Raw genomic sequence first — 24,305 nt, forward strand, 5'->3', positions numbered from 1 at the left:
AATGACTATTTCAATGACTCCAGCCGCAGCAGAACGTGTCAGGTCTTTTGTTACAAATCGTGGTAAAGGACTTGGCTTGCGTTTAGGCGTAAAAACTACTGGTTGCTCAGGTTTAGCTTATGTACTTGAATTTGTAGATGAGCTTAACGATGACGATCAAATGTTTGAAGTTGATGACGTTAATATCATAATTGACGGTAAGAGCCTTGTTTACCTTGATGGCATTGAATTAGATTTTGTCAAAGAAGGGTTAAATGAAGGTTTTAAATTCACAAATCCCAATGCCAAAGGCGAATGTGGTTGTGGCGAAAGCTTTAACGTTTAAGCTTTCTGCTACCGATCTAGTTTCCTCTGACAACTAACCAACACTAAGTGGTAAATGTGAACTATTTTGAAATATTCGGGCTTGAAGAAAAATTTTCGCTTGAACTGAATACCTTAACAGAACGTTATCAAACCATTCAAAAAAGTGTGCACCCTGATCGCTTTGCTCATGCAAGCAATCAAGAGAAATTACTTGCTGCAAAAAAATCTACACTGATAAACGATGCTTATCAAACGTTAAAAAATCCATTAAGTCGCGCTGAATATATGCTTGAGTTACGACATGTCTCGTTACCTAACGAACAGGCGTCATTCAGCGATAATGCTTTTTTGATGAGACAAATGGAATTGCGTGAAATGCTTGCAGAAGTAAAATTTGCTGATAACGTTGAAAGTGCTGTTTTTGAGGCGTCTCAAGTATTAGAAGTTGAGTTTGAACAACACTTCAAAGCAATGCAAGTTGCCTTAATTGATAATACGGAAGCATCGAACAAGCAAGCAAGTGAATTGCTTCGTAAGCTTAAATTTTACCAAAAATTACATGTAGAGTTAGATCGTTTAGAAGATTTATTGTTTGACGATTAACTGACTCACGTAAACCGACAAAATTAAAGAGCTCAAACATGGCGTTATTACAGATTGCAGAACCAGGCCAAAGTACTGTACCTCATGATCATAAATTGGCAATAGGTATTGATTTAGGTACAACCAATTCATTGGTCGCCACTGTTAAAAGTGGTTTAGCAGAAACGATTTCTGATGATAAACAACGTGACATTTTGCCTTCCGTTGTCAGTTATCAGGAAAATGAAATTCTTGTAGGGGATGAAGCAAAGTCATTTTCTATTTCCGATCCTGAAAATACCATTGTTTCAGCAAAGCGCTTAATTGGCCGCTCATTAGCCGATATTCAAACCAAATATCCTTCACTGCCTTATCAGTTTTGTGGTGATGACTCTCATCCGAGCATTCAAACCCGAAGTGGTACGATAAACCCTGTACAAGTATCTGCACAATTATTACAACACTTAGGCCAACGGGCAGAACAAGCCCTTGGCGGCGAGTTAACTGGCGCTGTAATTACAGTGCCCGCATATTTCGATGATGCTCAACGCCAAAGCACTAAAGATGCGGCAAAGCTAGCAGGTTTAAATGTTCTAAGGTTATTAAACGAACCGACAGCTGCTGCGGTAGCTTATGGTTTAGATAGTAAACAGGAAGGAATTATTGCTGTTTATGATCTAGGTGGTGGTACCTTTGATATCTCCATTTTACGTCTTAATAAAGGTGTATTTGAAGTGCTTGCAACTGGTGGTGATTCAGCGCTCGGTGGTGATGACTTTGATCAAGTTTTGGTTGACTTTATTATTGAACGTGCAGGGCTATCACGCCCGCTTTCTACTTCTGTGGAACGTCAATTATTAGAACAAGCAACACAAACCAAAGAAGCGTTATCATCAAGTGAAATACATAAAATAACAGTGCCTCTTGCCAATGGCGATGAATGGCAAGGTGAGATTAGCAAAGCAGAATTTGAACAGCTGATACAGCCTTTGGTGAGTAAAACCATGAGGGCTTGTCGTAGAGCACTAAAAGATGCAGAGGTTAGCGCCGCTGATGTGAAAGAAGTAGTAATGGTAGGCGGTTCTACACGTGTACCATTAGTGAGAACTGAAGCAGAAAGCTTTTTCAAACAAACACCTCTCACCTCAATTGATCCTGATAAAGTTGTCGCTATTGGTGCAGCTATTCAAGCGGATATATTAGCCGGTAACAAGCCAGACAGTGATGTGCTTTTACTTGATGTAATACCATTATCGCTCGGTTTAGAAACCATGGGCGGCTTAGTAGAAAAAGTCATTGCTCGTAACACCACGATACCTGTTGCAAAAGCACAAGAATTTACCACCTTTAAAGATGGTCAAACAGCGATGGCGATACATGTGTTGCAAGGTGAGCGTGAACTTGTTGATGACTGCCGCTCACTAGCACGTTTTGAGTTACATGATATTCCACCTATGGCTGCAGGTGCTGCACATATTCGTGTGACGTTTAAGGTTGATGCGGATGGTTTACTGGCTGTGACAGCCATGGAAAAATCGACTGGTGTTGAAGCAAGTATAGAAGTTAAACCTTCTTTTGGATTAGCAGATAACGAAATCACGGAAATGTTACAAGCTTCAGTTGCTAATGCCCAAGAAGATATGCAAGCGCGTATGCTTAAAGAACAACAAGTTGAAGCCGCACGGGTGATTGAATCCGTTAGTGCTGCCTTGTCAGCTGATAGTCATTTATTATCAACCGATGAAGTAGCCGACATTGAAAAAGTACTGGCTGAATTAGCGAAAGTTAGTCAAGAGCAAAGTGCTGATGCGGTTGAAGCAGTGATAGAAAAAGTAAACGTGAAAACAGCGGCCTTTGCAGAACGCAGAATGGACGCTTCGATTAATAAAGCCTTGTCAGGCCACACGGTTGACGACTTATAGAAGAGTAAAGAGACAATCATGCCAAAAATTATCGTATTACCAAATGAAGATTTATGCCCTGATGGCGCTGTATTAGAAGCAGAAGCAGGTGAAAGCGTATTAAATGTTGCGTTAAAGAATGACATTGATATTGAACATGCCTGTGAAAAAGTATGTGCTTGTACAACTTGTCATGTGATTATTCGTGAAGGTTTTGATTCTTTAGATGAGAGTGATGAACTAGAAGACGACATGCTAGATAAAGCATGGGGCTTAGAGCCTGAGTCACGACTTGGCTGCCAAGCCATTGTCGCCGATGAAGATTTAGTGGTTGAAATACCAAAGTATACTGTGAATATGGTGTCTGAAAATCACTAGTTGATTTGCTTAAAAGAAAATTATAAGGGTAATAGCAGAGATGTTATTACCCTTTTTTAGTTTTGGCGAAGTAAGATTTTTCGGTTGGTTGATTATTGAATAGGCTACTCATTTTTGACCTCAAATAATTTTGATTGCTTATGAGCTAAGGTATTGTTAACACAAAAGTCTCTATGTAAATAGCAAAACCTCAACTTTAACAACATAATTAGAACCGCCGTTTGAGTTTTTGAAATGTTCTTATATTTCAATCCATTGTGTTTTTGATGATGCGGAAGTCCCTGATTGAATGAGAGGTTTATCGAACGGACATTGTGACCGGTTGAATATTATTCCAGTTCAAGGAAAGTGATTATTTCGAATGTTATTCGTTGAAGTAAAGTCTACTATTCAGTAAGTTGTGTGGTGATTGTTAATTTACTAATTTTAGGGACAAAAATGAAAGACTTCTTCTTCGGAAATATTAACAAAGAGCGAATCAAGAACATCTATAGTATTGAACTTCATCAATTAACTGATGTGGCTGAAAAGGTTGATGCAGATTACTTCACTAAACAACTCAATCGCCTCTTAACTAGTGTTGATGGTAACCTTATCGTAGATCACGGTAGTTCTATGCCGTCACTTTATAAGTTATTAAACAAAACTCATTCGAGTGAAATAGGGATGGTTGAAATTGGTGCTAGAACTGACATAAATGATTCCGTTAAGGCTACTCTCGAATGTTCATTATATTTAGAAAACGGTATATTGAACTTAAGGCCTCATTGGTGCGCATACAAAGACATTCGCGCAGATGAGATCATATCTACTTTGTTAGTTCCTTTACATGAAAATAGCCTTATTAGTAAAACCTTTACTATTTGGTCAGAAGGTGAAGCTGAACGATTTCCAGAAGATGTAGAATCACAGGTGAGTTGTTTGTTTTCTTTATCAGGATATCCGTATTATTCGACATCTGATGATGAGAAGCGAATGGATAGGTATAAGCAGGAAATAAACTCAATAATGAATAAATGAATAAATGAATAAATCAAAAAATTAATGAGAGTTTTGGCCGTGAATGTTTAATTGAAAGTAGGAATTAATATGGATAAGTTGTCGAGTATATTTAATATCATGGATAAGATGTACCCTAAACATCTAAGACAAATGAATGATACTCTTCGCCAGATAGGCGTTCATCAAAATCCATATGATGATGTCATACGAGGCATTGGTTCACCATATGGTGATCTGATGGGGTCACTTGGTGTGTGGGAAAGGCAATTTGGGATCAATCACCAAATTAAACAGCTACAAGGCTCACTGAATAACCTACTTATACCTGAATTTCCGACAATTGAAGACAAACTTACTAGTGTTGTGGGGCGTACTGGCCTTGAGTTATTACAAATTAATAGTTTAGATACCTATTTAAAAACCTACCAGCCAGCATCTACTACAGTCCAACAAGCGCTAGATATCCAGCGTAACTTATCTTTATCTGGGTATCTAAATGAATATGATTTGTTCAAACAATTCTCTTTACCTAGAAGTCCTGTCGAATCACTGATGAAAGAAATCTCATCGATGCAGTTAGGTTCTTTACAAAACTTAATTTCTAGTTTCTCAATTACTGAGAGTGACTATGAAGGTTATGGTGAATTTGATGACGAGCTAGAAAACTTAGACGAAGAAGAGTCAGAGCAGTTAGTCAACCAAGCAATAACTTCAGTTCAGAATAACGATGATTTTTCAGAGTTATCACCTCAAATCAAAGTGATTTTATATAAGGTATTGCTCTTTATATTTTATGCCACGGCCAATACAGTTGTCGGTATTTTAGTAATAGATAGTTGGAAGCAGTACAAAAATTCATCAAAACCTAAAATATCACAAATGCAGTCAATATTTCCTGTCGAATGTTTAAACCGCTGCCGAAGTATTAATAGAAATAATGCAAAGTTATACTCTGATCCCAATCGAAAATCTGAAGTATTATTTGAGCCAGAAAAGGGAACATTGCTTTATGTGCTGGATAAAGAAGGTAAAAGCTGGTTGAAGGTACAGGTTAAAGATATTGAAACAGATACGGTTCAAATTGGTTGGCTCATGAATAGCTATACCAACAGAATACGATTTTGAGTAATTGTGACGTGTGGACATTGTGACCAACAGATTATATGCCGTTAGCTTGAATCGTGCTTGTAAGTTTGATCTCTCGGGGGTTAGGAGTGTATTGAAAAATGACTAAAGATGAAATGATCAAAAACTCTTTATGGCAAGTGACTATTTATGCAGCCTTTCAGAGAGCCAAAATATACTCTGATAGTGCAACGGATGAGGATAAAAAAGCCTTAAAGCAATCATTGAAAAATGAGGTAGCTAAAATAATCATAAATTATAGTAGCCCTGTCTCAGAGGCTGCACATTTTTCCAATATATCTTTAATAGCCAAAAACATTAATACAGAGTGGTCATTTGCTTTAAGCAATAGAGCAATTTCGATTGGTGTTATCCAAAAGGCACTAAACTTGTATTTAAAGCTAATGTGGTGTCTTAACGAAATACCTGAACCGCCACATTGTCCTTTAGACAAAGTGATAATCGATAAACTTGCCTTTAAGCATCGTAAGAGTTGGACGAAAATAACCAATATAGAGACTTATGAGGAACTGATTAATCAGTTGAAAGAACTATCGGGTGATAAGTCGTTGGCAGCTTGGGAGCTGGAAGAATATGAAAAACCTTAGTAATAGGGCATTGTGTCTGATTGAACGCTTGCTAAAAATAGCTTTCGTTAACTTTCCTACCATAGTTGGTTTAGGTATGTAGACGCCCAAGCTAAGTTTCGTTGATTTTCCTAAGATAGTTGCTTTAAAGGGCGAATACTAATCCAAATTTAAGGTTAATTTAAAAATTAAGTTGAGCGAGAGTTAGTTTTAGATGTTTTAGTAAAACTCTAATAATATCAAATAGTTGGCTTTTTGTATTGCCGAGAATGATTGTCATAAAACTCGGTAATACAATAGTTGACCTAGGTGCTAAGTGAGGCCGAAATAGCCGAAGTTACTAGGCCTAAACCGATTTGCTTTGCAATTCCTAAAGACCATTCTCCGGTTTTTGACAAGGCACTGAATACTCCTTCACCATTATTATCTATTGATTCTTTATGGGCAGTAGCTACTTGTGAAAGCTCTTGAAATTGCTCAGGCTCTGAACCTTCTTCTTTTAGTTTTTTTACTAAAAGTTCAAGTTCTTGGGATAACTTGTCTAAGTCTATTTTGTCTTTATTATCATTCCAAGCTTGGGAAATATTTACGTTTTCAACTACAACATCTTTTCCTACACCAACAACATTATGATTACTTCCACTTATATCTGTTTTGATTTTATCACCCATAACAATGTCTCCTTGTTTGTCTTTAAGCATATCTAAAAGTTTTTCAGTTTTGCTTAATATTTGCTGTCTGAACTGGATTACGTCTTTCATAATTTCTTTCAATTCTTGAATTTCAGAACTCATGACTTGGTTTTCTGTTTGATAAATAACATCTAACAAATCAGAATTTTCAAAATTTTTAGGTAATTTGAAGCAAAGAGGGGCAACTTTGTTAAAGTACAGCTGCAATTCACTTGAAAAGTCAGAAAAAGGCGCAGGGTTTATCGCTTTAGTAAGTATTGAGTTTACTAAAAATAGTAACCCTTCTCGAAATGCATTGAGTCGTAACAAAGTAAGTCTCAATTCTCTTGCTATTTTATAACTACCTGTTTGGGTATGAAGGTGCCAAATTCGATAAATCGAATTACTATGCTTTAAGTAGCTATGGTTTAAGTTAACTCCGAGGTTATTAAACTCTGTGAAGTTCCTAACATTAAAATTGCTGCGAACAGTTTCATTACTTGATGTCTCTATAAAAATCAAAGGAGGGCTTGCTTTAATTAATTTATTTTTGGGAGACGCTATAGGTGAATAATATGAGGTTGAAAAGGTATAAAATTTTCTCAATGAAGCTGGTAGTTCATTTATTGCTCGTGGCTTATCAGTTTGGCTAGAAAAAGGTAATTTGATTTTAGTTTGTAAAACTTCGAGTATTAAGGAGCTTAATTCATGCCCTGAAATATTCAATTTTCCACTCGCTGCCTTTATTTCAAACCCTATTTCATACTTACCTGATATTTTCCCATCAAAATAGAATCGTCTAAAAATTGGTTTTACTTTGTATTGAGGAAGGGATTTATATCCTGTGAATCCTGAAGGAAATTTAAGTGCATTCTTGGCATCGCAAACCTTATTTTCTCCCACCCAGCTTTTAAGCCCGCCTAAAGGCCTTGCTATTATTTTTCCGGTACTTCTTATATAAGTGCCAAATTCAGCCATAGGCCAAACAGGGTAGGGTAATTTACTCTTATCTTCTTCAGAAAATCGACGAATGTCGCAAATAGGAAATTGAACAGTTATCAGCATTTTCAATCCTTTAAATAGACCCCCTTTCTGATAAAGCGGAAAGGGGGAAGCTCTGAAAGTACATCAACGCTCCCGTCAGCTTTCAAGCCAATGAGCGTAGATAAGGCTGCATGTAAACTATGCGCTCTACCTTCTGAGCTACACTTCCATAGATGGTGGAAGTGGTAGGAGTCGAACCTACGACCTCATAGATGTAATACACTTAAGCCATGATCATCAGTATGCAATTCAGTCCTTTGCTGAACCAACAAAGTAATAATAAAGCTCTTTGTCAAAAAATCAATAGCATAAACACATATGAAATTGTGATATGTCTAAATTAATAGAGGAGTTCGCTGAATTTAAAAATATTTTTGTCCTAAAGTGAATATACCATCAATATGGTTTCTGAAAACCACTAAGATATTTTAGTGTTTGGTTTCGAAATCTAAAAAAGGTAATAACAGTGATGTTATTACCTTTTTTTAATTGCGAATTATTAGGTTAGAAGTTAAAAATTTATTACCTGATAAATTATTGTCATGTATCGCGGTTATTAAATCGTTCATCATTGTTTATTAATTAATCAACCAAACGTAGTGCTCAGGGTTTCAATATCTTTTGCACTTTTATTGACACTTTCTCCGCTTAAACTTACTTTATTACATAGTGCTTCATTTTCTTTAGACACATCATCTATACCAATGATTTGTTTATTCATTTGCTCGGCTACAACGCTTTGTTCTTCGGTTGCAGTTGCAATTTGAGATGTCATATCGCTAACGTCACTGATGCTATTCATTATATTATCGATAGCTTGCTTGATGGTTAAGGTGTTAGTAGAGCACTCATCTGCGTTGTCTTTGCTTGTTAACATTACTTTGCTCCATTGTTGCAAGGTATTTTGTAATTCTGATACTGAGCGTTGTATATCTACAGTAGCGTCTTGAGTTCTACTAGCTAAGGTTCTTACTTCATCAGCAACAACAGCAAAGCCTCTACCTTGTTCTCCTGCTCGGGCGGCTTCAATCGCAGCATTTAACGCCAACAAATTGGTTTGATCGGCAATACCTTGAATTTCAGTCATAATTCCTGATATTTTTTCAACGTCATTTACTAGGTTTTCAGCGCTATTAGCCGCTGATTCTACGTCTAGTGCTAAGGCATTCGTTTTTTCTTGGTTGGCATTAATTAGGTTTGTCGTATCGTTACATTCTTGTTGAACTTGTGTCACTTTATCATGCGTGGTAACGGTGTTGTGACTGACGTCATTGATAGTGCTACTCATCTCCGTAATAGCGGTAGAAAACTGTCCTAATTGATGATTTATGTTTGAGGCTCCACCAAGCATTTCATTTGATGCCAGTTTTAACTCTTCTGCTTGATTTAATAAGACTTTTCCTGAATCAAAGCTTCGACCAAGTACAGTGCGAATTCTTGCTTGTAATAGCTCTGTTTGATACTGCATCAGGTTTGTTAACCCTTTTCCTGTAAAAATTAACCGGGAAGGGCTATCTGATCGCGACTTAATGTTTTCAACGTAATTAGGAAAGGTAAATAACTCCTCTGAAAAGATTAATGCTATTAAGGCGAAACTAATAACAACGGTCGACATGACGAGAATTGATCCAATAACGAACCAAGAAAAGAGTAGAGACGTTAGTAAAACAAGCAGTGCTAGTCCTCGTTTTAACTTCGTATTTGAATGAAAATCGATAACACTCTTTTGATCATTTAATTGAGCGTATACATGTTGAGCACGTTGAACTTGTTCTGGGGTCGGTTTTACTCTCACCGATTGGTAACCAGTTATTTTTCCATTCTGAATTAATGGCGTAACATATGCGTCAACCCAATAAAAATCGCCATTTTTACAACGATTTTTAATAATACCTCGCCAAGGTTCACCATTTTTAAGTTTTTTCCATAGATCAGCGAATGCTGCTTGGGGCATACTTGGGTGTCTTACGATATTGTGATGCTGTCCAGTTAACTCGTCTAACGTATAACCCGCTACTCGGCAGAACTCTTCGTTTGCATAAATAATATCACCTTGCAGGTCGGTGATAGAAACTAACTGTTCATTATTTGCAAAATGAACCTCATTGTTGGAGGTGTGTGCCATAACGGATCCCTGTTTAGTTTAATCTTTCCTGAGCCTATATTTATGTTTAGTCTTGTTTTTTGGTTTAGTAAAGGTTCTTGTCAAAAATTATTTTAACTATGAATATGTTTTTATTAATGTTTCATTGTATTTGTTGGAGGGTAGATCCTGAGATTTAAGTCGCTTATATGCTTTTTACACCATTTTAAAACCCATTTAGTAAATGTGTTTAATCAATTTTTCTTCAAATATTAATGGTGTTTTATGCTGAAAGTGGCACAAAAGCACACTTTGTTTTTCGTTCTTTTACTATTGAACAAAGCCACGCTATCACGTAATATCTGCGCTGATTTAGGTGTCTTCAACGTGTAATGTCATAGTGAATGAATATTGCTCATTGAAGGTGAAACGTGAAACTGGTGAGAACCCAGTACTGCCCCCGCAACGGTAACTGTGAGCAGCAACAAAACCACTGTATATAACAACGAGTCGCTAAGTTAGGTTCGTGAATATGGGAAGGTGTTGTATAAGCGATGAACAGGAGTCCGGAGACCGGCCTAAATAATACTCGACAACTGCGGTGGGCGGTATTCAGGGCTGTAAATGGTGTGGCAATACGTAATAAAAAATGCATTTTACGTAACACTGTCTTTAGCGTAGATGTTCATCATCCCCAACGTTAAACTGCTTCAACCATTCTCAACTTTGATTTCAAACACCGTGAAAATTAATTTTCAATAACGGGAATGTTATGAAGTCAGTCAATACTCATTATTCAAAGAGCTTATTCATTGGGGTATTTGTTACCTTACTTTTACTGATGCTTGCTACCCGCACGCATCATTTTTCTAGTTTAAATCACCTGCCAAGTGCTTCTATTGCTATTTTTTTCTTAGCAGGTATGTATCTGCGTAAGGTAAGTACTTTTTGGTTTTTCTATGTATTGACTGTGGGAATAGATCTTGGATCTTCTTATTTTCGTGGACAATTTGGTGATTGCATTACAACGTCATATCCTGCACTCGTCTTAAGTTACGGTGTCATGTTTATGGCAGGGTATTATACCAAGCCCAATTGGCAGAACAGCTCTTTAATCAATAACGCACTTAAAGTTGCGCTAGGGTTATTTATTGCGAGTTCAATTGCCTTTTTTATCTCAAACGGAAGTTACTATACGCTGTCAGGGAAATTTACTGATTTATCATGGGCGGAATACGCAACCCGTGTTGATAAATACTATTTTCGTTCTATTTCTAACCCTGTTGTTTACGTAATATGTGCTTTTGTCATTGACACTATTATTCGTCGTTATTTTACGGATAACAGTGTTGCCGTAATAGATAATAAAAGGGCATAGTCATAATGACGATAAAAGCAAAGCCCAATAATCAAACAACGCTTTTCAATACAAAATCTAGTGATAATCGTGGTGCCAAGATCAGTTGCTCAGCATTAATTATTGCTGCTCCTCATTCCGGCAGTGGTAAAACTACTGTTACTGCGGCGTTAGCACGTTATCACCGTAATCAAGGGCGTAAGGTTACAGTGTTTAAAGTGGGGCCAGATTTTATAGACCCGATGATTTTACGACAGGCCAGCGGTGAACTTGTTTATCAATTAGATTTATGGCTCGTGGGTGAACAGGGCTGTCAAGAATTGCTTTACCGAGCAGCTCTACAATCTGATTTAATTTTAATTGAAGGTGTGATGGGGTTATTTGACGGCACACCAAGCAGTGCAGACTTAGCAAGCTATTTTGATATTCCTGTACTTGGGGTAATTGATGCGAAAGCGATGGCACAAACGTTTGCAGCAGTTACCCATGGTTTAGCGAGTTACCGTGCTGAACTTCCTTTTTCAGGCGTGCTAGCTAACCGTGTAAATAGTGAACGGCATGAAGAGTTGTTAGCAGAAAATCTGCCAGAAAAATATCGCTTTTATGGACGTTTGCCGGCTGATAAGTTGATCACTCTTCCTGAACGTCATTTAGGTTTGGTGCAAGCCCAAGAGTTAAGTGATATTGATCAGCAATTAGATAAAGCTGCTAGCTTTATCGCTAATACAGCACTTACAGATTTACCTGCGAAGGTTGAGTTTTACGACGTAGAAAGCAATAGCCAATATGATCTTATTAAAGGTGCATTGGTTGGTACCACAGTAATTATTGTAAAAGACCAAGCATTCAGTTTTATATATGCTGCTAATATAGCCTTTTTACAGCAAGCGGGTGCTGAAATTGTATTTTGCTCAGCGCTTGAAGATAAGCGCTTACCAAGTGGCGATATCTTATATGTTCCTGGTGGCTATCCTGAACTATATGCTGAGAAATTGATGAACAATGTAAGCTTTTTACGTGATGTGGCTGCCTTCAGTGAAAGTGGTAAGCCAATCATCGCTGAATGTGGCGGTATGCTGTATCTTCTAGAACAACTGACAGATCTCGAAGGTAAAACTTACACAATGGCGGGTGTAATGCCGGGTAAGGCGAAGATGCAAGATAAACTCGCCGCCATTGGCTCACAATGGGTTGATTTACCTTTATCACTCAATAACCAAGAACAAGACAATGTAATGCGTGGTCATAGCTTTCATTATTCTTGTGCAGAAATAAACCTTGAACCATGGTGTCAAAGTGTTCATCACCCCAGTGAAAGAGCAGGGGAATATGTCTATCGTTATAACAATATTCTTGCAACATATATGCACTGGTATTTTCCAAGCAACCCGAAATTAACCTTACAACTATTTAAAAAGGTGAGCTAACGCGAGTGAAACCTTTGAACAATTTACGGGTAATAACGTTGTAATGAACAAAACGCTCTTTTTTTTAGCGCGGCATGGTGAAACGATTTGGAATAAAGAGATGCGTTTTCAAGGCCACTTAGATAGTAAATTAACCTCATTAGGAGTGAAGCAATCACAACAAATTGCAAACCAACTTCAAGCGAAAGGTATCGATGCAATTATTTCGTCACCGCTAGGACGCGCGCAATCAACTGCAAAAATTTGCCAAAAGGCGCTAGATAGACCTTATCAGGTTGAACCTGAACTGATTGAACGACATTTAGGCGTGTGGCAAGGGCAGCGTGTTGAAGAGGTGGCGTTATTACCTGATTATTGTGAAATATTGCAGCAGTATAGCGAGCTTTCTTCTCACCATGGCGAAAGCGCTGTTGCTTGTCATCAAAGAATTCAGCGGGCATTTCATCAAATTGCTAAACACTATAACGGTGGCAAAATATTAGTGATTTTTCATGGCGAAGCTCTTAGATGCTTTTTAGCGGGGTTAGGTAAAGTGACAAAGCGCAATGCTTATGAACAATATCAAAACGGTTGTATTATTAAGCTTACTTATCACTCTGAACTTCCATATTTTCATTTAGAAAGTGAATAACGATGTCTGAAGGTTTAACGACTGTTGAAACGCTACTTCATCCGTTTAGTGTCTCGCTAACGTTATTATTGGCATTACTGTTAGATACTCTATTTGGCGAAGCTAAACGCTTTCATTATTTGGTTGGTTTTGGTTATATAAGCCAAGCAGTAGAAGCAAGATTAAACCCGCACTATGCTGCGAAAGATAACATTGAGCAAGGTTTAAACCGAGGTGGCTATGCGGTTTGTTTGGGTATTATTGCTTGGCTTATTTTAGTGCTCCCTTTACCCATTATCTATTTTTTCTGGCTTAATGATGTTGTTTGGTATCTACACATTGGAGTTGATGCTTTTATCCTTTATTTGGCCATTGGCGGTCGAAGTTTGAAAGAGCATGCAATACAAGTGTATCGACCGTTAATTAAGGGAGATTTGCAAAATGCGCGCAAATTCACGGGTTACTTGGTTAGCAGAGAAACCGCAACACTTTCGGCACATGAAATGTCTAGAGCCACCGTTGAGTCAGTATTAGAAAATGGGCACGATAGTGTAATAGCGTCATTAACTTATTATATCATTGGCGGTATCCCATTAGTGATAATACATCGTTTAGCCAATACGTTAGACGCTATGTGGGGCTATAAAACCGCTAGATATTTCTCTTTTGGTTACGCTAGCGCTCGATTAGATGATGTTTTAGGGTTTATTTCTGGCAAAGTTTGCACCGTTTTGTATGCAGTACAGGGGCAACCATGCTTAGCGCTCAAAAATGCCTACCAACAAGGCAACCTATATAAAAGTCATAATGGTGGCTGGGTGATGTCAGCAGGCGCTACGGTACTCAATCGAACACTAGGGGGGACGGCACGTTATCATGGTCATAGTGCTTTTTCGCCTGCGATGGGTGCGGGGAAGCCTGTGAATGTTGATGATATTCCAAGTAGTATCATTATTGTTAAGCGGGCGAGTATGTGTTTTTTTCTCGTTGTTTTGGTTTATCAGCTAGTCGCGAATTTTATTTAACTAAATGTTTACAAGGGCACTTTTATGGCATTAACGCATGGCGGGCAACTTACGCAGGTAGCCAATGAGTACCAAATACCGATGCGAGACTGGTTAGATTTATCAACAGGAATTGCGCCTTTTAGTTATCCTATCCCTGAAATACCAGACATTGTTTGGCAACAACTTCCTCAGCCATCATCCGCATTAATTAGTGCAGCACAACGTTATTATCAATGCCGCAATATATCTGTTAGTAGTGGTAGTCAGACTATTATTAGTTTATTACCCATGTTGTGGCTCAAAGAGAATTCGTCTTCAAAATGCGTTTTTTTACCCATTAAAGGTTATAAAGAACATGCTCAAGCGTGGAAAAATATGGGCTTTAATCTTCAATGGTATGGTGATGAGTTACCCGCATTGGAACAATTGCCGCAGCATTGTGTATTAGTGGTAATTAACCCAAATAACCCAACCGGTAAATTATTTAGCCGTGAAACGTTAGAAAGATATCAAGAGTTTATCGAAAACCGTCAAGGGTTACTGGTCATTGATGAAGCATTTATGGATGTGATCACGCCAAGTCAATCAATGGCTGAATATACCCTCGGTCGTAATACCGTGGTGCTTAAGTCATTTGGAAAATTTTTTGGTTTAGCAGGAATGCGAATCGGTTTTACCATTGCACATCAGCAGTGGTTAACTTCTATTGCTGAACACTTAGGACCATGGCAAGCAAATGGGCCTGCACAATTTATTGCCGAGCAAGCGCTACAAAATACCTTGTGGCAAGAACAACAACGAGAAAAGTTATCGCGCCAACGGCAAGTATTAACCATGCTATTAAACAGATATTTTAATGAGGGTGTTGAAGGGACTGATTTATTTTTAACTGTGAACTTAGCAACCCCCCATAAAGCGGTGACCATTTATGATGGTTTATGTAAACAAGGCGTATATGTGCGGTTGACTGACGATCAACAATCACTGCGTTTTGGAATACCTAAACCAGAAGATGTTGAGCGTTTATCGCAGTCACTTGGCAACGTAATGTTATCTATATCAAAATTATGCTGAGTTCTTGCCACTAGAATGCGCAATGAATACTTGTTAGTTAATATTTTTCTGATAAAAGTTAAAAATGCTTTCGCCAATAGCCGCAATTGCTTTATTTCGCTCTTTCATCGTTGCTTCGGTTTGGGTCAAGTAAATTGCGATGATAAGTGGCGTTTGATCTTCTGACCAAACAACTGCGGTTATAGCTCTAGAACCATAGCCTCCAGCGCCTGAACGATCTGCAATTGACCATTGTTCAGGGAGTACTGAACGTAATAGGCTTCCCGTTATTTTATTATCCATCATCCATTGTGTTAGCTGTGCTTTTGATTGCTGATTTAACACATTGCCATACAATAATGAATGCAAAGAGTTAACCATGGCAATAGGGGAGGTAGTATCCCTTTTATCACCTTTAAGAGCTTGGTTTAACTGGGGTTCAATGCGATCAAGTCTAGTGGTATCATCGCCAATCTCTCGCATAAATTGTGTTAACGCCTTAGGGCCTTGTATGCCTGTAAGCACTATATTGGCGGCGGTATTATCACTCATTGTCATTGTTGCAGAACAAGCCTGTTTAAGTGACATTTTTTTACCAACCATGTGCTTTGTGATTGGTGACCAATAGATTAAATCGCTTTTAGTGATCAGCATGGAAGTGTCAAAAGTTTGCCTATTTTTTTCTACGTCAGCGAGTAATTTTGCACATGCGAGCACCTTAAATGTGCTCATTAATGGGAAGCGGGAGTTGCCGTTATAGTGCCATAACTTTTGTTTGTCCACATCAAAGATGGCAACGCCAATCTCTGCGTTCATTACACGTTTTTGTTTTTCTATCTGATTAACTATCGTATTTTGAGCTGAAGTCATCGCGGAAGTAGTAAAGCTAAGCAATAATAAAGCGGTACAGATACGGCCATTAGTTAGGATAGAAAGTTTCATGATTCATTCTCTTTAATGCAGGTATTGCTAGTATATCGCTATGTTTGAGAAATGTTATGTTCAACTGATGATGAAAAATGATCAAATGTGTCAATTCAATTGAAAAACCATTTAATATGTTTTGCTCCTCAACAAGAGTATGTAGATAAACATTAGCACTTAAGGGAGCACCGAGGCAGTAAGTAATAATATCTAATTAGTACGAGGAATAACTTAGCGGAATTGGAACTTTTGCGCTAAAAGCTAACAATTTGCTTACCCGTAAACCCACCTGCTAATTGAGTTTTTAACGCAATAGAAATAGCGTCCGCCTTAAAATCTACGAGATGGATTTCTGGTAGTATTATCGAACCATCAGCTACGCCATTTAGTAGCAAATTACTCATAAAACTCATGTGTTGCTGGGCACAAAGGCTATTTTCCAGCCATGCCCCACCTAAAGAAACAATACAAATGTTCGGTGCTTTTTTAAATAATAATGCTTGAGGTATTTCAGGTAGTGCTTGTAAACAAGCGATTCTGCCACAAAACCCCATTAATTCTAAATTTCGAATTGTTGCATCGCCACCAATGGAATCTAATATAGCATCAAAACCTTGTGGACCAAGTTCATGGCAAATTTTATGACACAGCTTTTCCTCGCGGTAATCAAATACAGCGTCAGCGCCTAAACGTTTTAAGCGCTTATGATTATGTTTTGCCGCTGTGGTAAAAACATCTGCTCCGCGCTGTTTAGCAAATTGAATTGCAAAATGGCCAACTGCTCCAGCTCCTGCTTCAATTAGCAGCGTATCACCCTCGATAATTTGTAACTTCTCTAAAGCAATTAATGCCGTCATACCTGCACAGGGTAAGGTGGCTGCTTGGCATGGTTCAACATCGTCTGGCACTACAGATACCGCATAATTTGGTACTGTGGTGTACTCACTTAGCACTCCTTGATCAGCTAAGCTAGCGTGCCACATTACTCTGTCACCAACAGTGGGAAAGACTCCTTTTGGAGCATCAACTACAGTACCCACAGCATCTAAGCCTAAAATATGCGGATACTGCCATTGACAAAAGCCTGTTTTGGCATACTGCCCATCTAATGGATTAAGACCTACGTATTCCACTTTTACTAATAATTCATTTCCGGTACGTGTTGGAGTTTTCCATTGAACTTCAGCTAATGATAGTTGTTCATTAGGTGTTTCTAAGACAATGGCTTTCATCGTGTCAGGAATATTAGTTTGTAAAGTGGTTACATTAGACATAATTTACTCAAGTATTAAATACTGGATAGTGCGTAACTCCAGCGACCATTAAAGGTATGATAAGCATTTACTTTCGTGAGTAAAGTTGAAATTGCTGAATCAACTGCATTTTCTTCTGCTGCAAGTAAATCTTGTCTTGCGTCAAGTAACGATAAATAAGGTATTTGACCTTCTTGAAACATAGCCTGTGCTTGCAAATAGGCTTTGTTTGCATAGTGATAGCGATTGTTTGCAAATTGCTGTTTATTGCTTTCTTTAACGAGTTTATGTAAAGAAAGCTCGCTTTCATTTATGGCATTTAATACCGTTTTTTGATACTCGTTATATGCTGCTTCACTTAAATATTGCTGAGCATCTCGCTGCGCCAATAATGCAGGGTAACTTAATAGTGACCATTCTATTTGTGGGGATACCTGCCATTGTTGTTTTGTATTAGACAGGGTAGTACTAGTGGAACTCAGTATTCCAGCAAAGGCACGTAAACTAATATCTGGTAATAGGGCTTTACTTGCTGCAGTGCTTAAAGCAGTGGCTTGGCTAAATTGGTAGAGCGCCTTACTAATATCAGGACGTAAGGCGATTGCTTCACTTGGTTTCGTTAAGTGTACTTGCAAGTCAAAGTTAATCAGTTCTCGTTGCTCCATCAATGTGAGATCACTTAATGTTTTACCTGTAATGTAAGCGAGTGCAGAATTATCGCGGTGTAATAAAAACTCGATTTCAGGTAGCAATGCTTGTTGTTGGTTTAACTGTGCTTTAGTTCGGTTTAAATCTAATTCACTAGTAACACCTTCATCGACACTGGCTTGCAGCACCTCTATGCTTTGTTGTAACGCATCAATTTGTTGTGAGATTATATGGTGTTTTTGCAGATTACCTTGATAACTGATATAGCCAGAAACAACAGATGAAACCACCTCTATTTGTAATAACCGCAGCTGTTCAGCTTGACTCAGTGCAGACGCATTAGCTGCATTGACCAATGCTGTGACACGACCGAATAAATCTAAATGCCAATTTAAACCTAAACTGGCCGTTGAGTAAGGTGTAATGGCCTCATCGATACTTGAACGTTCACTACTAATGGTTAATCCACCTTGTGGTAAAAGCATTGCTTGTTCTGCGCCAAGGCGCGCTAAGGCACTTTTTAGCCTTAAATGGCTGATGGATAGATCATAGTTATTTGTCAGTGCCTCTTGGATCAGCAGATTCAATTGAGGAGAATTAAATTGCTGCCACCAATTTAACTCACTCGCACCAGCGAGTTCTGATGCAATCTCAACTTCAGCAACAAAGTGCTGAAGTTGTTGCTGATTTTCTAGATGAACATCTACTTTATTTGATGTTGCGCAACCAGCTATTACATTAGTTAAAAGCAATGTTAAGGCCAATCGGCTATTAGACGGTAATAATGAATTAATCATGTTGTTTATGCTCCAGTGTGTTGCTTTTAATCGTGTCGGAGGTTGATTCTTTTTTGGTCACTAACATATAAAAAATAGGCGTAAACAGTAGACCAAAAATGGTGACACCAATCATGCCAGAAAAAACGGCATTGCCCATCGCATGTCGCATTTCTGCGCCTGCGCCCGATGCTAACACCAAGGGAATTACACCCGCTGTGAACGCGATTGAAGTCATCAAAATTGGTCTTAGTCGTAATCGACAAGCGGCGATAATGGCATCTAAGTGAGTCATGCCACTTTGATGCTGATCTTTGGCAAATTCGACCATTAAAATGGCATTCTTTGAAGCTAAAGCAACTAATACAATTAGTGCAATTTGGGTGAAAATATTGTTGTCGGAGCCAACAAACCACACACCTAATAAAGCGGAGAATATTGTCATTGGTACAATTAAAATAATCGCTAATGGTAAACGTAAACTTTCATATTGTGCGGCAAGGACTAAAAATACCAGTAATACAACTAAAGGGAAAACGTAAACCATGGTATTGCCAGCGATGATTTGTTGATAGGTAACATCTGTCCACTCATAATCAATACCCGTAGGTAAGTGCTCGGCTAGAATTAATTCGATAGCTTGTTGTGCTTGGTCTGAACTATAACCTAGCGCAGGGCTACCATTAAGTTCAGCACTTGGATAACCATTATAATGCATAACCCGATCAGGTCCTGTGGTAGGAGTAACCGTTAAAATTGAACCAAGTGGCACCATATCACCCAACTTATTACGCACTTTTAAATGTAAAATTTGTGCGGGGTCTTTTCGAAATTCAGCGTCTGCTTGAGCATTCACTTGATACGTTCTGCCAAAAGCGTTGAAGTCGTTAACATATAAAGAGCCTAAATAAATTTGTAAAGCATCAAAGACTTCTTCCAGAGGGATCCCTTGGATCAGGGCTTGTTCTCTATCAATATCAATGTCCATTTGTGGTACTTGAATTCGAAAACTAGAATATAACCCTGTTAACGCGGGATCTTGTTGTGCTTTTGCTATCACGGTTTGTAAACTATTAAACAATGCTTCGAAGCCTTTGTTGTCACGATCTTCTATTTGTAGCTTAAAGCCTCCTGTTGTGCCTAACCCTTGAATAGGGGGAGGCGGAAATACCGCGACAAAGGCTTCATCAATCGAAACAAACTGTTGGTTCAATTGCATTGCGATTGCGCCAGCAGACAGTTGTGGATCTTTACGATTTTCAAAAGCATCTAATGCAACAAAAACAATGCCGCTGTTTGGGCTGTTAGTAAAACCATTTACGGATAAGCCTGGAAATGTCACTGTGTGTAGAACGCCGGGTACGTTTAGGGCAATGCTTTCCATTTCGACCATGACATCTTGAGTACGATCTAAACTAGCGGCATCTGGAAGTTGCGCAATTGCAACTAGGTATTGTTTATCTTGCGAAGGAATAAAGCCGCCAGGAATGGTATTAAAGAGAGTAAATGTTCCACCAAGTAACAATACATAAGCAGCAACCATTATGACACTCATGCGAATTAATTTTTTAACTAAACGTTGATAGCCTTGAGCGCCACGTTCAAACAGTTTATTAAAAGGTGTAAATAACCAACGGCCAAAGATTTTATTCAGTAATCGCGTTAATGCGTCAGGCTTGGCGTCATGAGATTTTAGTAATAGTGCTGATAACGCTGGCGAAAGGGTTAGAGAGTTAAACGCAGAGATCACCGTTGAAATAGTAATAGTCAGGGCAAATTGTTTATAGAATTGTCCAGATAGTCCTGAAATAAAGGCAGTAGGTATGAATACGGCTAGTAAAACTAAAGCAATGGCGATTATTGGTCCTGTTACTTCTGTCATTGCAACACGAGTGGCTTCTACAGGTGACAAACCTTTTTCTATGTTTCGTTCAACGTTTTCAACCACAACAATCGCATCATCAACAACAATCCCGATCGCGAGCACTAAACCGAATAATGACAAGCTATTGATTGAAACACCAAGCCATTGCATCACGGCAAAGGTGCCAATAAGTGAAACAGGAACCGCAATTAATGGAATGATAGAAGCGCGCCAAGTTTGTAAAAAAACGACAACAACGATGACAACTAAAGCGATGGCCTCTAATAAAGTGGTAATAACGGCATCAATTGAGTCGCGTACAAAAATAGTTGGGTCGTAGACAATATCGTATTCAACGCCGTCAGGAAAAGCCTGTGAAAGTTGCGCCATGGTTGTTCGTACTTGGTCTGATAACTCAATTGCGTTTGAACCAGGACGTTGGAAAATAGGCATAGCTAGCGCAGGTTGTCCGTCTAAAAGAGCACGAAGTGCGTAACTATTCTGACCTAATTCTACAGTGGCTACATCTTTTAAACGAATAACTTGCTTTTGATCACCCACTTTTAGAATAACTTGTTCAAACTCTTCAACACTGGCTAACCTGCCTTTAACATTTAATAAAATTTGAAACTGGCTTTCATTTGCTGCTGGTTGCGCGCCTAAGCTTCCTGCGGCAACTTGTTGATTTTGTGCGCGCAATGCATTTACTACATCTGAAGCCGTTAATTGTCTTGCTGCTAATGCATCAGGGTTTAACCAAACCCGCATAGAGTATTGCCCACCACCAAATAACTGTACATCACCTACACCGGATAAACGTGCAATTTGATCTTTAATATAGATATCAGCGTAATTTGATAAATAAGCTGTATCATGGGTTTTTTCTGGCGAATATAGGTGTACAACCATGGTTAAGTCAGGTGAAGATTTTTCAGCGACTACTCCTAAACGTTGTACTTCTTGAGGTAACCTAGACAGTGCACTGTTAACCCTATTTTGCACTTGTACTTGGGCACGATCGAGGTCTGTGCCTAGCGCAAAAGTAACGGTTAACGTCATGCGACCATCACTCGTTGCTTGAGAAAACATATAAAGCATGTTTTCTGTGCCGTTAATTTCTTGCTCTAATGGCGTGGCAACCGTTTGTGCAATTACGGTTGGGTTAGCACCAGGATAGTTTGCAGTTACTACAACTGTTGGTGGAACTACTTCTGGGTATTCACTAATGGGTAACTTGAAAAGTGATATGGCGCCACCAATTAATATGACTAATGATAAAACGGATGCAAAAATTGGCCGTTGAATGAAAAAATGTGAAAAATTCATTGTAATTCCCTAGTACTTAGCAACTAAATCAGTTTGCTTGATTGGCGTCATGGTAAAGGCTGTGTTGGTTGTTTCTATCGTAATTACATTAGGTTGAACAGGCATGCCAGGACCGACTCGCGCAGGGCCATTTACGGCTATAATGTCATTAGCGGTTAATCCAGTGGTGATTGCGCGCAACATGCCATAGCGCTCGCCAACTTCAACAAGTTTGTATTGCAAGACATTGTTTTTATCAAGGGTCAGAACAAAGCGGTTTTTTAGATCTGTTCCTATTGCTTTTTCTGGAACAATAATTTGTTCATTTACGTCACTTGCTGCCAGCTTGACACGAGCAAATGAACCAGCACGTAACGGGGAAGCCGGGTTTGTTGTTGCCTGTTCGAAAACTGCGCGAACTTGCAATGTGCCTGTAGCATCATTAATTTGATTGTCGATAAAGTTAATATAGCCAGTATGTTCAAATACTTTTTCACCTACTTTTTGCATCAGAACTTGTTGTTTACTCGCAGCAGTTACATGTGAAAAGGCGTTATTCCACGTGCGTTCGTCAATATCAAAATAAGCATACATCTTGTCATTAGATACAATAGAGGTGAGTACGCTTGTTCCCGCTTGTACAGTATTTCCTCGGGTAATATTAGCGCGTGAAATAATACCATTTATTGGTGATTTAATGGCTGTAAAGGCTAGGTCTAGGTTCGCAGCTTCTAACTGTGCTTGTAGTGCTGCTAATTGGGCTTCTCGTTGTCGTAATATTGATGCGCGCGATTCTGCTTGCTCAATAGAAATTGCTTTACGCTCGGTTAACCTTTGAGCGCGTTTAGCTTCATTTTTAGCTTGCTGTAGAGCTGCTTCTGCAGAGAGTATTTGTGCCTTTAGCTTTGCGACTACTGCGGCAAAAGGACGAGCATCTAGTTGAACCAGTAAATCACCTTTCTTTACCTTATCACCTTCATTAAACGCAATTTCTTTAATTACGCCTGATACACGTGGACGTAACGATACTTCTTCTGGGGCTTCTAACCGTGTGGTAAAAGTGTGCCAATGTTGTACTGGCTTGATTAACACTTTTGCCACGTCTATAGGTTGTAAAAATTGTTGTGAATTTTGTTTTGCAGAAGGTTCTGCACAACCACTAATTGCAATGCTTATGCTGGTTAAAGTAGCAAGTAATAATGTTTTTTTCATCGTTTAACTCCATGTTTTTGAGAACTATAAAGCGTTGAGTTAGTCATAGGTCAACTGTGTTATTTGAAAATAATACAATTATGATACGCTCGAAATTGATGAGTAAATATAGTGGTTTTTTAATTACATTAGTGCCAAAATGGCATCAATAGTGATAAAGGATTCGTTATGGATACTACTAGCCGTTTATTGATGTTGTTAGATGTTGTAGAGCGTGGATCATTTGCAAGTGCCGCGGAAGGCAGGAATATCGACAGATCAGTTATATCTAAACAAATCAGCAAACTAGAAGAAGAACTTGCCGTAAGGTTGCTAAACCGAACAACACGATCTATTTCTTTAACAGCAGCTGGCGCAGAAATGGTTAAGAAAGCTTCGGAGCTTCGAGAGTTACTTAATGAAACGGTTCGAATGGCAGAGAATTATCATTTAGAGCCTCGTGGTACGATAAAAATGACGTCGTCTACGATTATTGCAAAGCGTTATCTACAACCGGTAATTAATGATTTTCAAAAACGCTTTCCTGAAGTTGAAATTGAATTAATTTTGGATGATAAGGTGATGGACATTGTCTCTGAAGGAATAGATCTCGCTTTTAGAGTCGGGGAGTTGAAAGATTCGACGCTGATTGCGAGAAAACTTGCGCGGAACCGTTTAGTTATTTTGGCCTCACCAGAGTTCATAAAAACCTATGGGATGCCGAATAAAATGTCAGATCTTAAATCACTCCCGGCTGCGAGTTATTTCAGTAAAACAATACGTGTGACAAGTATTGAATATGAAAATGCACTTGGCGAGCATGCTGAGCAAGAAATTAATAGCGTTTTTCGTGCAAATGATGCCGAAATTTTATTACTAAAAGCGTTATCTGGTAGTGCATTTGTTGTAGTGCCTGCGTTTATTTTGGGTGATGAAATAATAAATGGTCAGCTTATTCCGATTTTAACCGATGTTAAATTACTTGATTACCGCGACATGTACGTTATTTACCCCCATAGAGATTTACCGGTTAGAACTCGGTTATTTTATGATGCTGTCAGAGATTATATTGGTAAAGTTACTCCTATCTGGGAGAAAAATATTCCCCATTTTGACCGTTTATATCAGGGGGAGCATAGGGGGTAAATGAAACTGTTTGCTGATCTTTAATGAACAATTCGATGATTTCGATAAAATGCGTTAGGCTTTAG

The 24,305-nt window shown here is 38.6% G+C and carries 20 protein-coding genes and 1 riboswitch; of the genes, 13 read left to right on the top strand and 7 right to left on the bottom strand.

The features are described 5' to 3' along the window. Window position 1 precedes the first annotated feature (1 nt). From iscA to Q4489_RS11075, 7 genes are all read left to right on the top strand, one after another. The gene (iscA, locus tag Q4489_RS11045; RefSeq protein WP_074499116.1) at window positions 2-325 is read left to right on the top strand and encodes an iron-sulfur cluster assembly protein IscA; all 324 of its coding nucleotides are present in this window, start codon (window positions 2-4) and stop codon (window positions 323-325) included. 56 nt (window positions 326-381) lie between these two features. Continuing rightward, a complete protein-coding gene (gene hscB, locus Q4489_RS11050; RefSeq protein WP_303480239.1) occupies window positions 382-909 on the top strand; it encodes a Fe-S protein assembly co-chaperone HscB in 528 nt (175 codons plus the stop codon). Between the two features lie 38 nt (window positions 910-947). Beyond that, on the top strand, window positions 948-2,810 hold the full coding sequence (hscA, locus tag Q4489_RS11055) for a Fe-S protein assembly chaperone HscA (protein WP_303480241.1): 1,863 nt from the start codon (window positions 948-950) through the stop codon (window positions 2,808-2,810). A gap of 18 nt (window positions 2,811-2,828) precedes the next feature. Further along, window positions 2,829-3,167 carry an ISC system 2Fe-2S type ferredoxin gene (fdx, locus tag Q4489_RS11060; RefSeq protein ID WP_074499119.1) on the top strand — a complete coding sequence of 113 codons (339 nt, stop codon included), beginning with the start codon at window positions 2,829-2,831 and terminating at the stop codon, window positions 3,165-3,167. Between the two features lie 438 nt (window positions 3,168-3,605). Beyond that, window positions 3,606-4,187 carry a hypothetical protein gene (locus tag Q4489_RS11065; protein WP_303480245.1) on the top strand — a complete coding sequence of 194 codons (582 nt, stop codon included), beginning with the start codon at window positions 3,606-3,608 and terminating at the stop codon, window positions 4,185-4,187. A 69-nt stretch (window positions 4,188-4,256) separates the two neighbouring features. Beyond that, a complete protein-coding gene (locus Q4489_RS11070; RefSeq protein ID WP_303480249.1) occupies window positions 4,257-5,294 on the top strand; it encodes an SH3 domain-containing protein in 1,038 nt (345 codons plus the stop codon). A 101-nt stretch (window positions 5,295-5,395) separates the two neighbouring features. Further along, window positions 5,396-5,902, top strand: coding sequence for a hypothetical protein (locus tag Q4489_RS11075; RefSeq protein ID WP_303480251.1), 507 nt, complete (start codon window positions 5,396-5,398; stop codon window positions 5,900-5,902). A gap of 284 nt (window positions 5,903-6,186) precedes the next feature. On the opposite strand, the gene Q4489_RS11080 is transcribed toward Q4489_RS11075, so the two are convergent. Together Q4489_RS11080 and Q4489_RS11085 are read right to left on the bottom strand one after the other, a co-directional pair. Next, window positions 6,187-7,617, bottom strand: coding sequence for a hypothetical protein (locus Q4489_RS11080; protein ID WP_303480254.1), 1,431 nt, complete (start codon window positions 7,615-7,617; stop codon window positions 6,187-6,189). A gap of 565 nt (window positions 7,618-8,182) precedes the next feature. Then, window positions 8,183-9,721: a PAS domain-containing methyl-accepting chemotaxis protein gene (locus Q4489_RS11085; protein ID WP_303480256.1), complete on the bottom strand. Its 1,539-nt coding sequence runs from the start codon at window positions 9,719-9,721 to the stop codon at window positions 8,183-8,185. Between the two features lie 315 nt (window positions 9,722-10,036). After that, window positions 10,037-10,276: riboswitch (cobalamin riboswitch) on the top strand. Window positions 10,277-10,451: 175 nt separating this feature from the next. On the opposite strand from Q4489_RS11085, the gene Q4489_RS11090 reads away from it, so the two are divergent. From Q4489_RS11090 to cobD, 5 genes are read left to right on the top strand one after another with little or no spacing between them, the layout of a single operon-like run. Then, window positions 10,452-11,057 carry a hypothetical protein gene (locus Q4489_RS11090; RefSeq protein WP_303480258.1) on the top strand — a complete coding sequence of 202 codons (606 nt, stop codon included), beginning with the start codon at window positions 10,452-10,454 and terminating at the stop codon, window positions 11,055-11,057. A gap of 5 nt (window positions 11,058-11,062) precedes the next feature. Next, window positions 11,063-12,463: a cobyrinate a,c-diamide synthase gene (locus Q4489_RS11095; protein ID WP_303480262.1), complete on the top strand. Its 1,401-nt coding sequence runs from the start codon at window positions 11,063-11,065 to the stop codon at window positions 12,461-12,463. A gap of 43 nt (window positions 12,464-12,506) precedes the next feature. Next, the gene (locus tag Q4489_RS11100; RefSeq protein ID WP_303480264.1) at window positions 12,507-13,094 is read left to right on the top strand and encodes a histidine phosphatase family protein; all 588 of its coding nucleotides are present in this window, start codon (window positions 12,507-12,509) and stop codon (window positions 13,092-13,094) included. Between the two features lie 2 nt (window positions 13,095-13,096). Then, on the top strand, window positions 13,097-14,098 hold the full coding sequence (locus Q4489_RS11105; protein ID WP_303480267.1) for a CobD/CbiB family cobalamin biosynthesis protein: 1,002 nt from the start codon (window positions 13,097-13,099) through the stop codon (window positions 14,096-14,098). Between the two features lie 24 nt (window positions 14,099-14,122). Further along, window positions 14,123-15,154, top strand: coding sequence for a threonine-phosphate decarboxylase CobD (gene cobD, locus Q4489_RS11110; protein WP_303480270.1), 1,032 nt, complete (start codon window positions 14,123-14,125; stop codon window positions 15,152-15,154). 33 nt (window positions 15,155-15,187) lie between these two features. On the opposite strand, the gene bla is transcribed toward cobD, so the two are convergent. The 5 genes from bla to Q4489_RS11135 all read right to left on the bottom strand — a co-directional run bounded on the left by bla (window position 15,188) and on the right by Q4489_RS11135 (window position 23,115). Continuing rightward, window positions 15,188-16,075 carry a class A beta-lactamase gene (gene bla / locus Q4489_RS11115; RefSeq protein ID WP_303480273.1) on the bottom strand — a complete coding sequence of 296 codons (888 nt, stop codon included), beginning with the start codon at window positions 16,073-16,075 and terminating at the stop codon, window positions 15,188-15,190. 236 nt (window positions 16,076-16,311) lie between these two features. Next, the gene (locus tag Q4489_RS11120; RefSeq protein ID WP_303480275.1) at window positions 16,312-17,331 is read right to left on the bottom strand and encodes a zinc-binding dehydrogenase; all 1,020 of its coding nucleotides are present in this window, start codon (window positions 17,329-17,331) and stop codon (window positions 16,312-16,314) included. 14 nt (window positions 17,332-17,345) lie between these two features. Continuing rightward, window positions 17,346-18,755, bottom strand: coding sequence for a TolC family protein (locus Q4489_RS11125; RefSeq protein ID WP_303480278.1), 1,410 nt, complete (start codon window positions 18,753-18,755; stop codon window positions 17,346-17,348). Then, a complete protein-coding gene (locus Q4489_RS11130) occupies window positions 18,748-21,924 on the bottom strand; it encodes an efflux RND transporter permease subunit (RefSeq protein WP_303480280.1) in 3,177 nt (1,058 codons plus the stop codon). The genes Q4489_RS11125 and Q4489_RS11130 overlap by 8 nt, the downstream gene beginning before the upstream one ends. A gap of 9 nt (window positions 21,925-21,933) precedes the next feature. Further along, complete coding sequence (locus Q4489_RS11135) at window positions 21,934-23,115, bottom strand: efflux RND transporter periplasmic adaptor subunit (protein ID WP_303480282.1); 1,182 nt, start codon at window positions 23,113-23,115, stop codon at window positions 21,934-21,936. Between the two features lie 168 nt (window positions 23,116-23,283). Here Q4489_RS11135 and Q4489_RS11140 point away from each other — a divergent pair, with 168 nt between their 5' ends. Further along, entirely contained in the window at window positions 23,284-24,240 is a 957-nt protein-coding gene (locus Q4489_RS11140; protein ID WP_303480284.1) for a LysR family transcriptional regulator, read from the top strand. Window positions 24,241-24,305: the final 65 nt, after the last annotated feature.

It is taken from the genome of Thalassotalea sp. 1_MG-2023 (assembly GCF_030546745.1).
In the GTDB taxonomy this organism is placed as follows: Bacteria; Pseudomonadota; Gammaproteobacteria; order Enterobacterales; family Alteromonadaceae; genus Thalassotalea_C.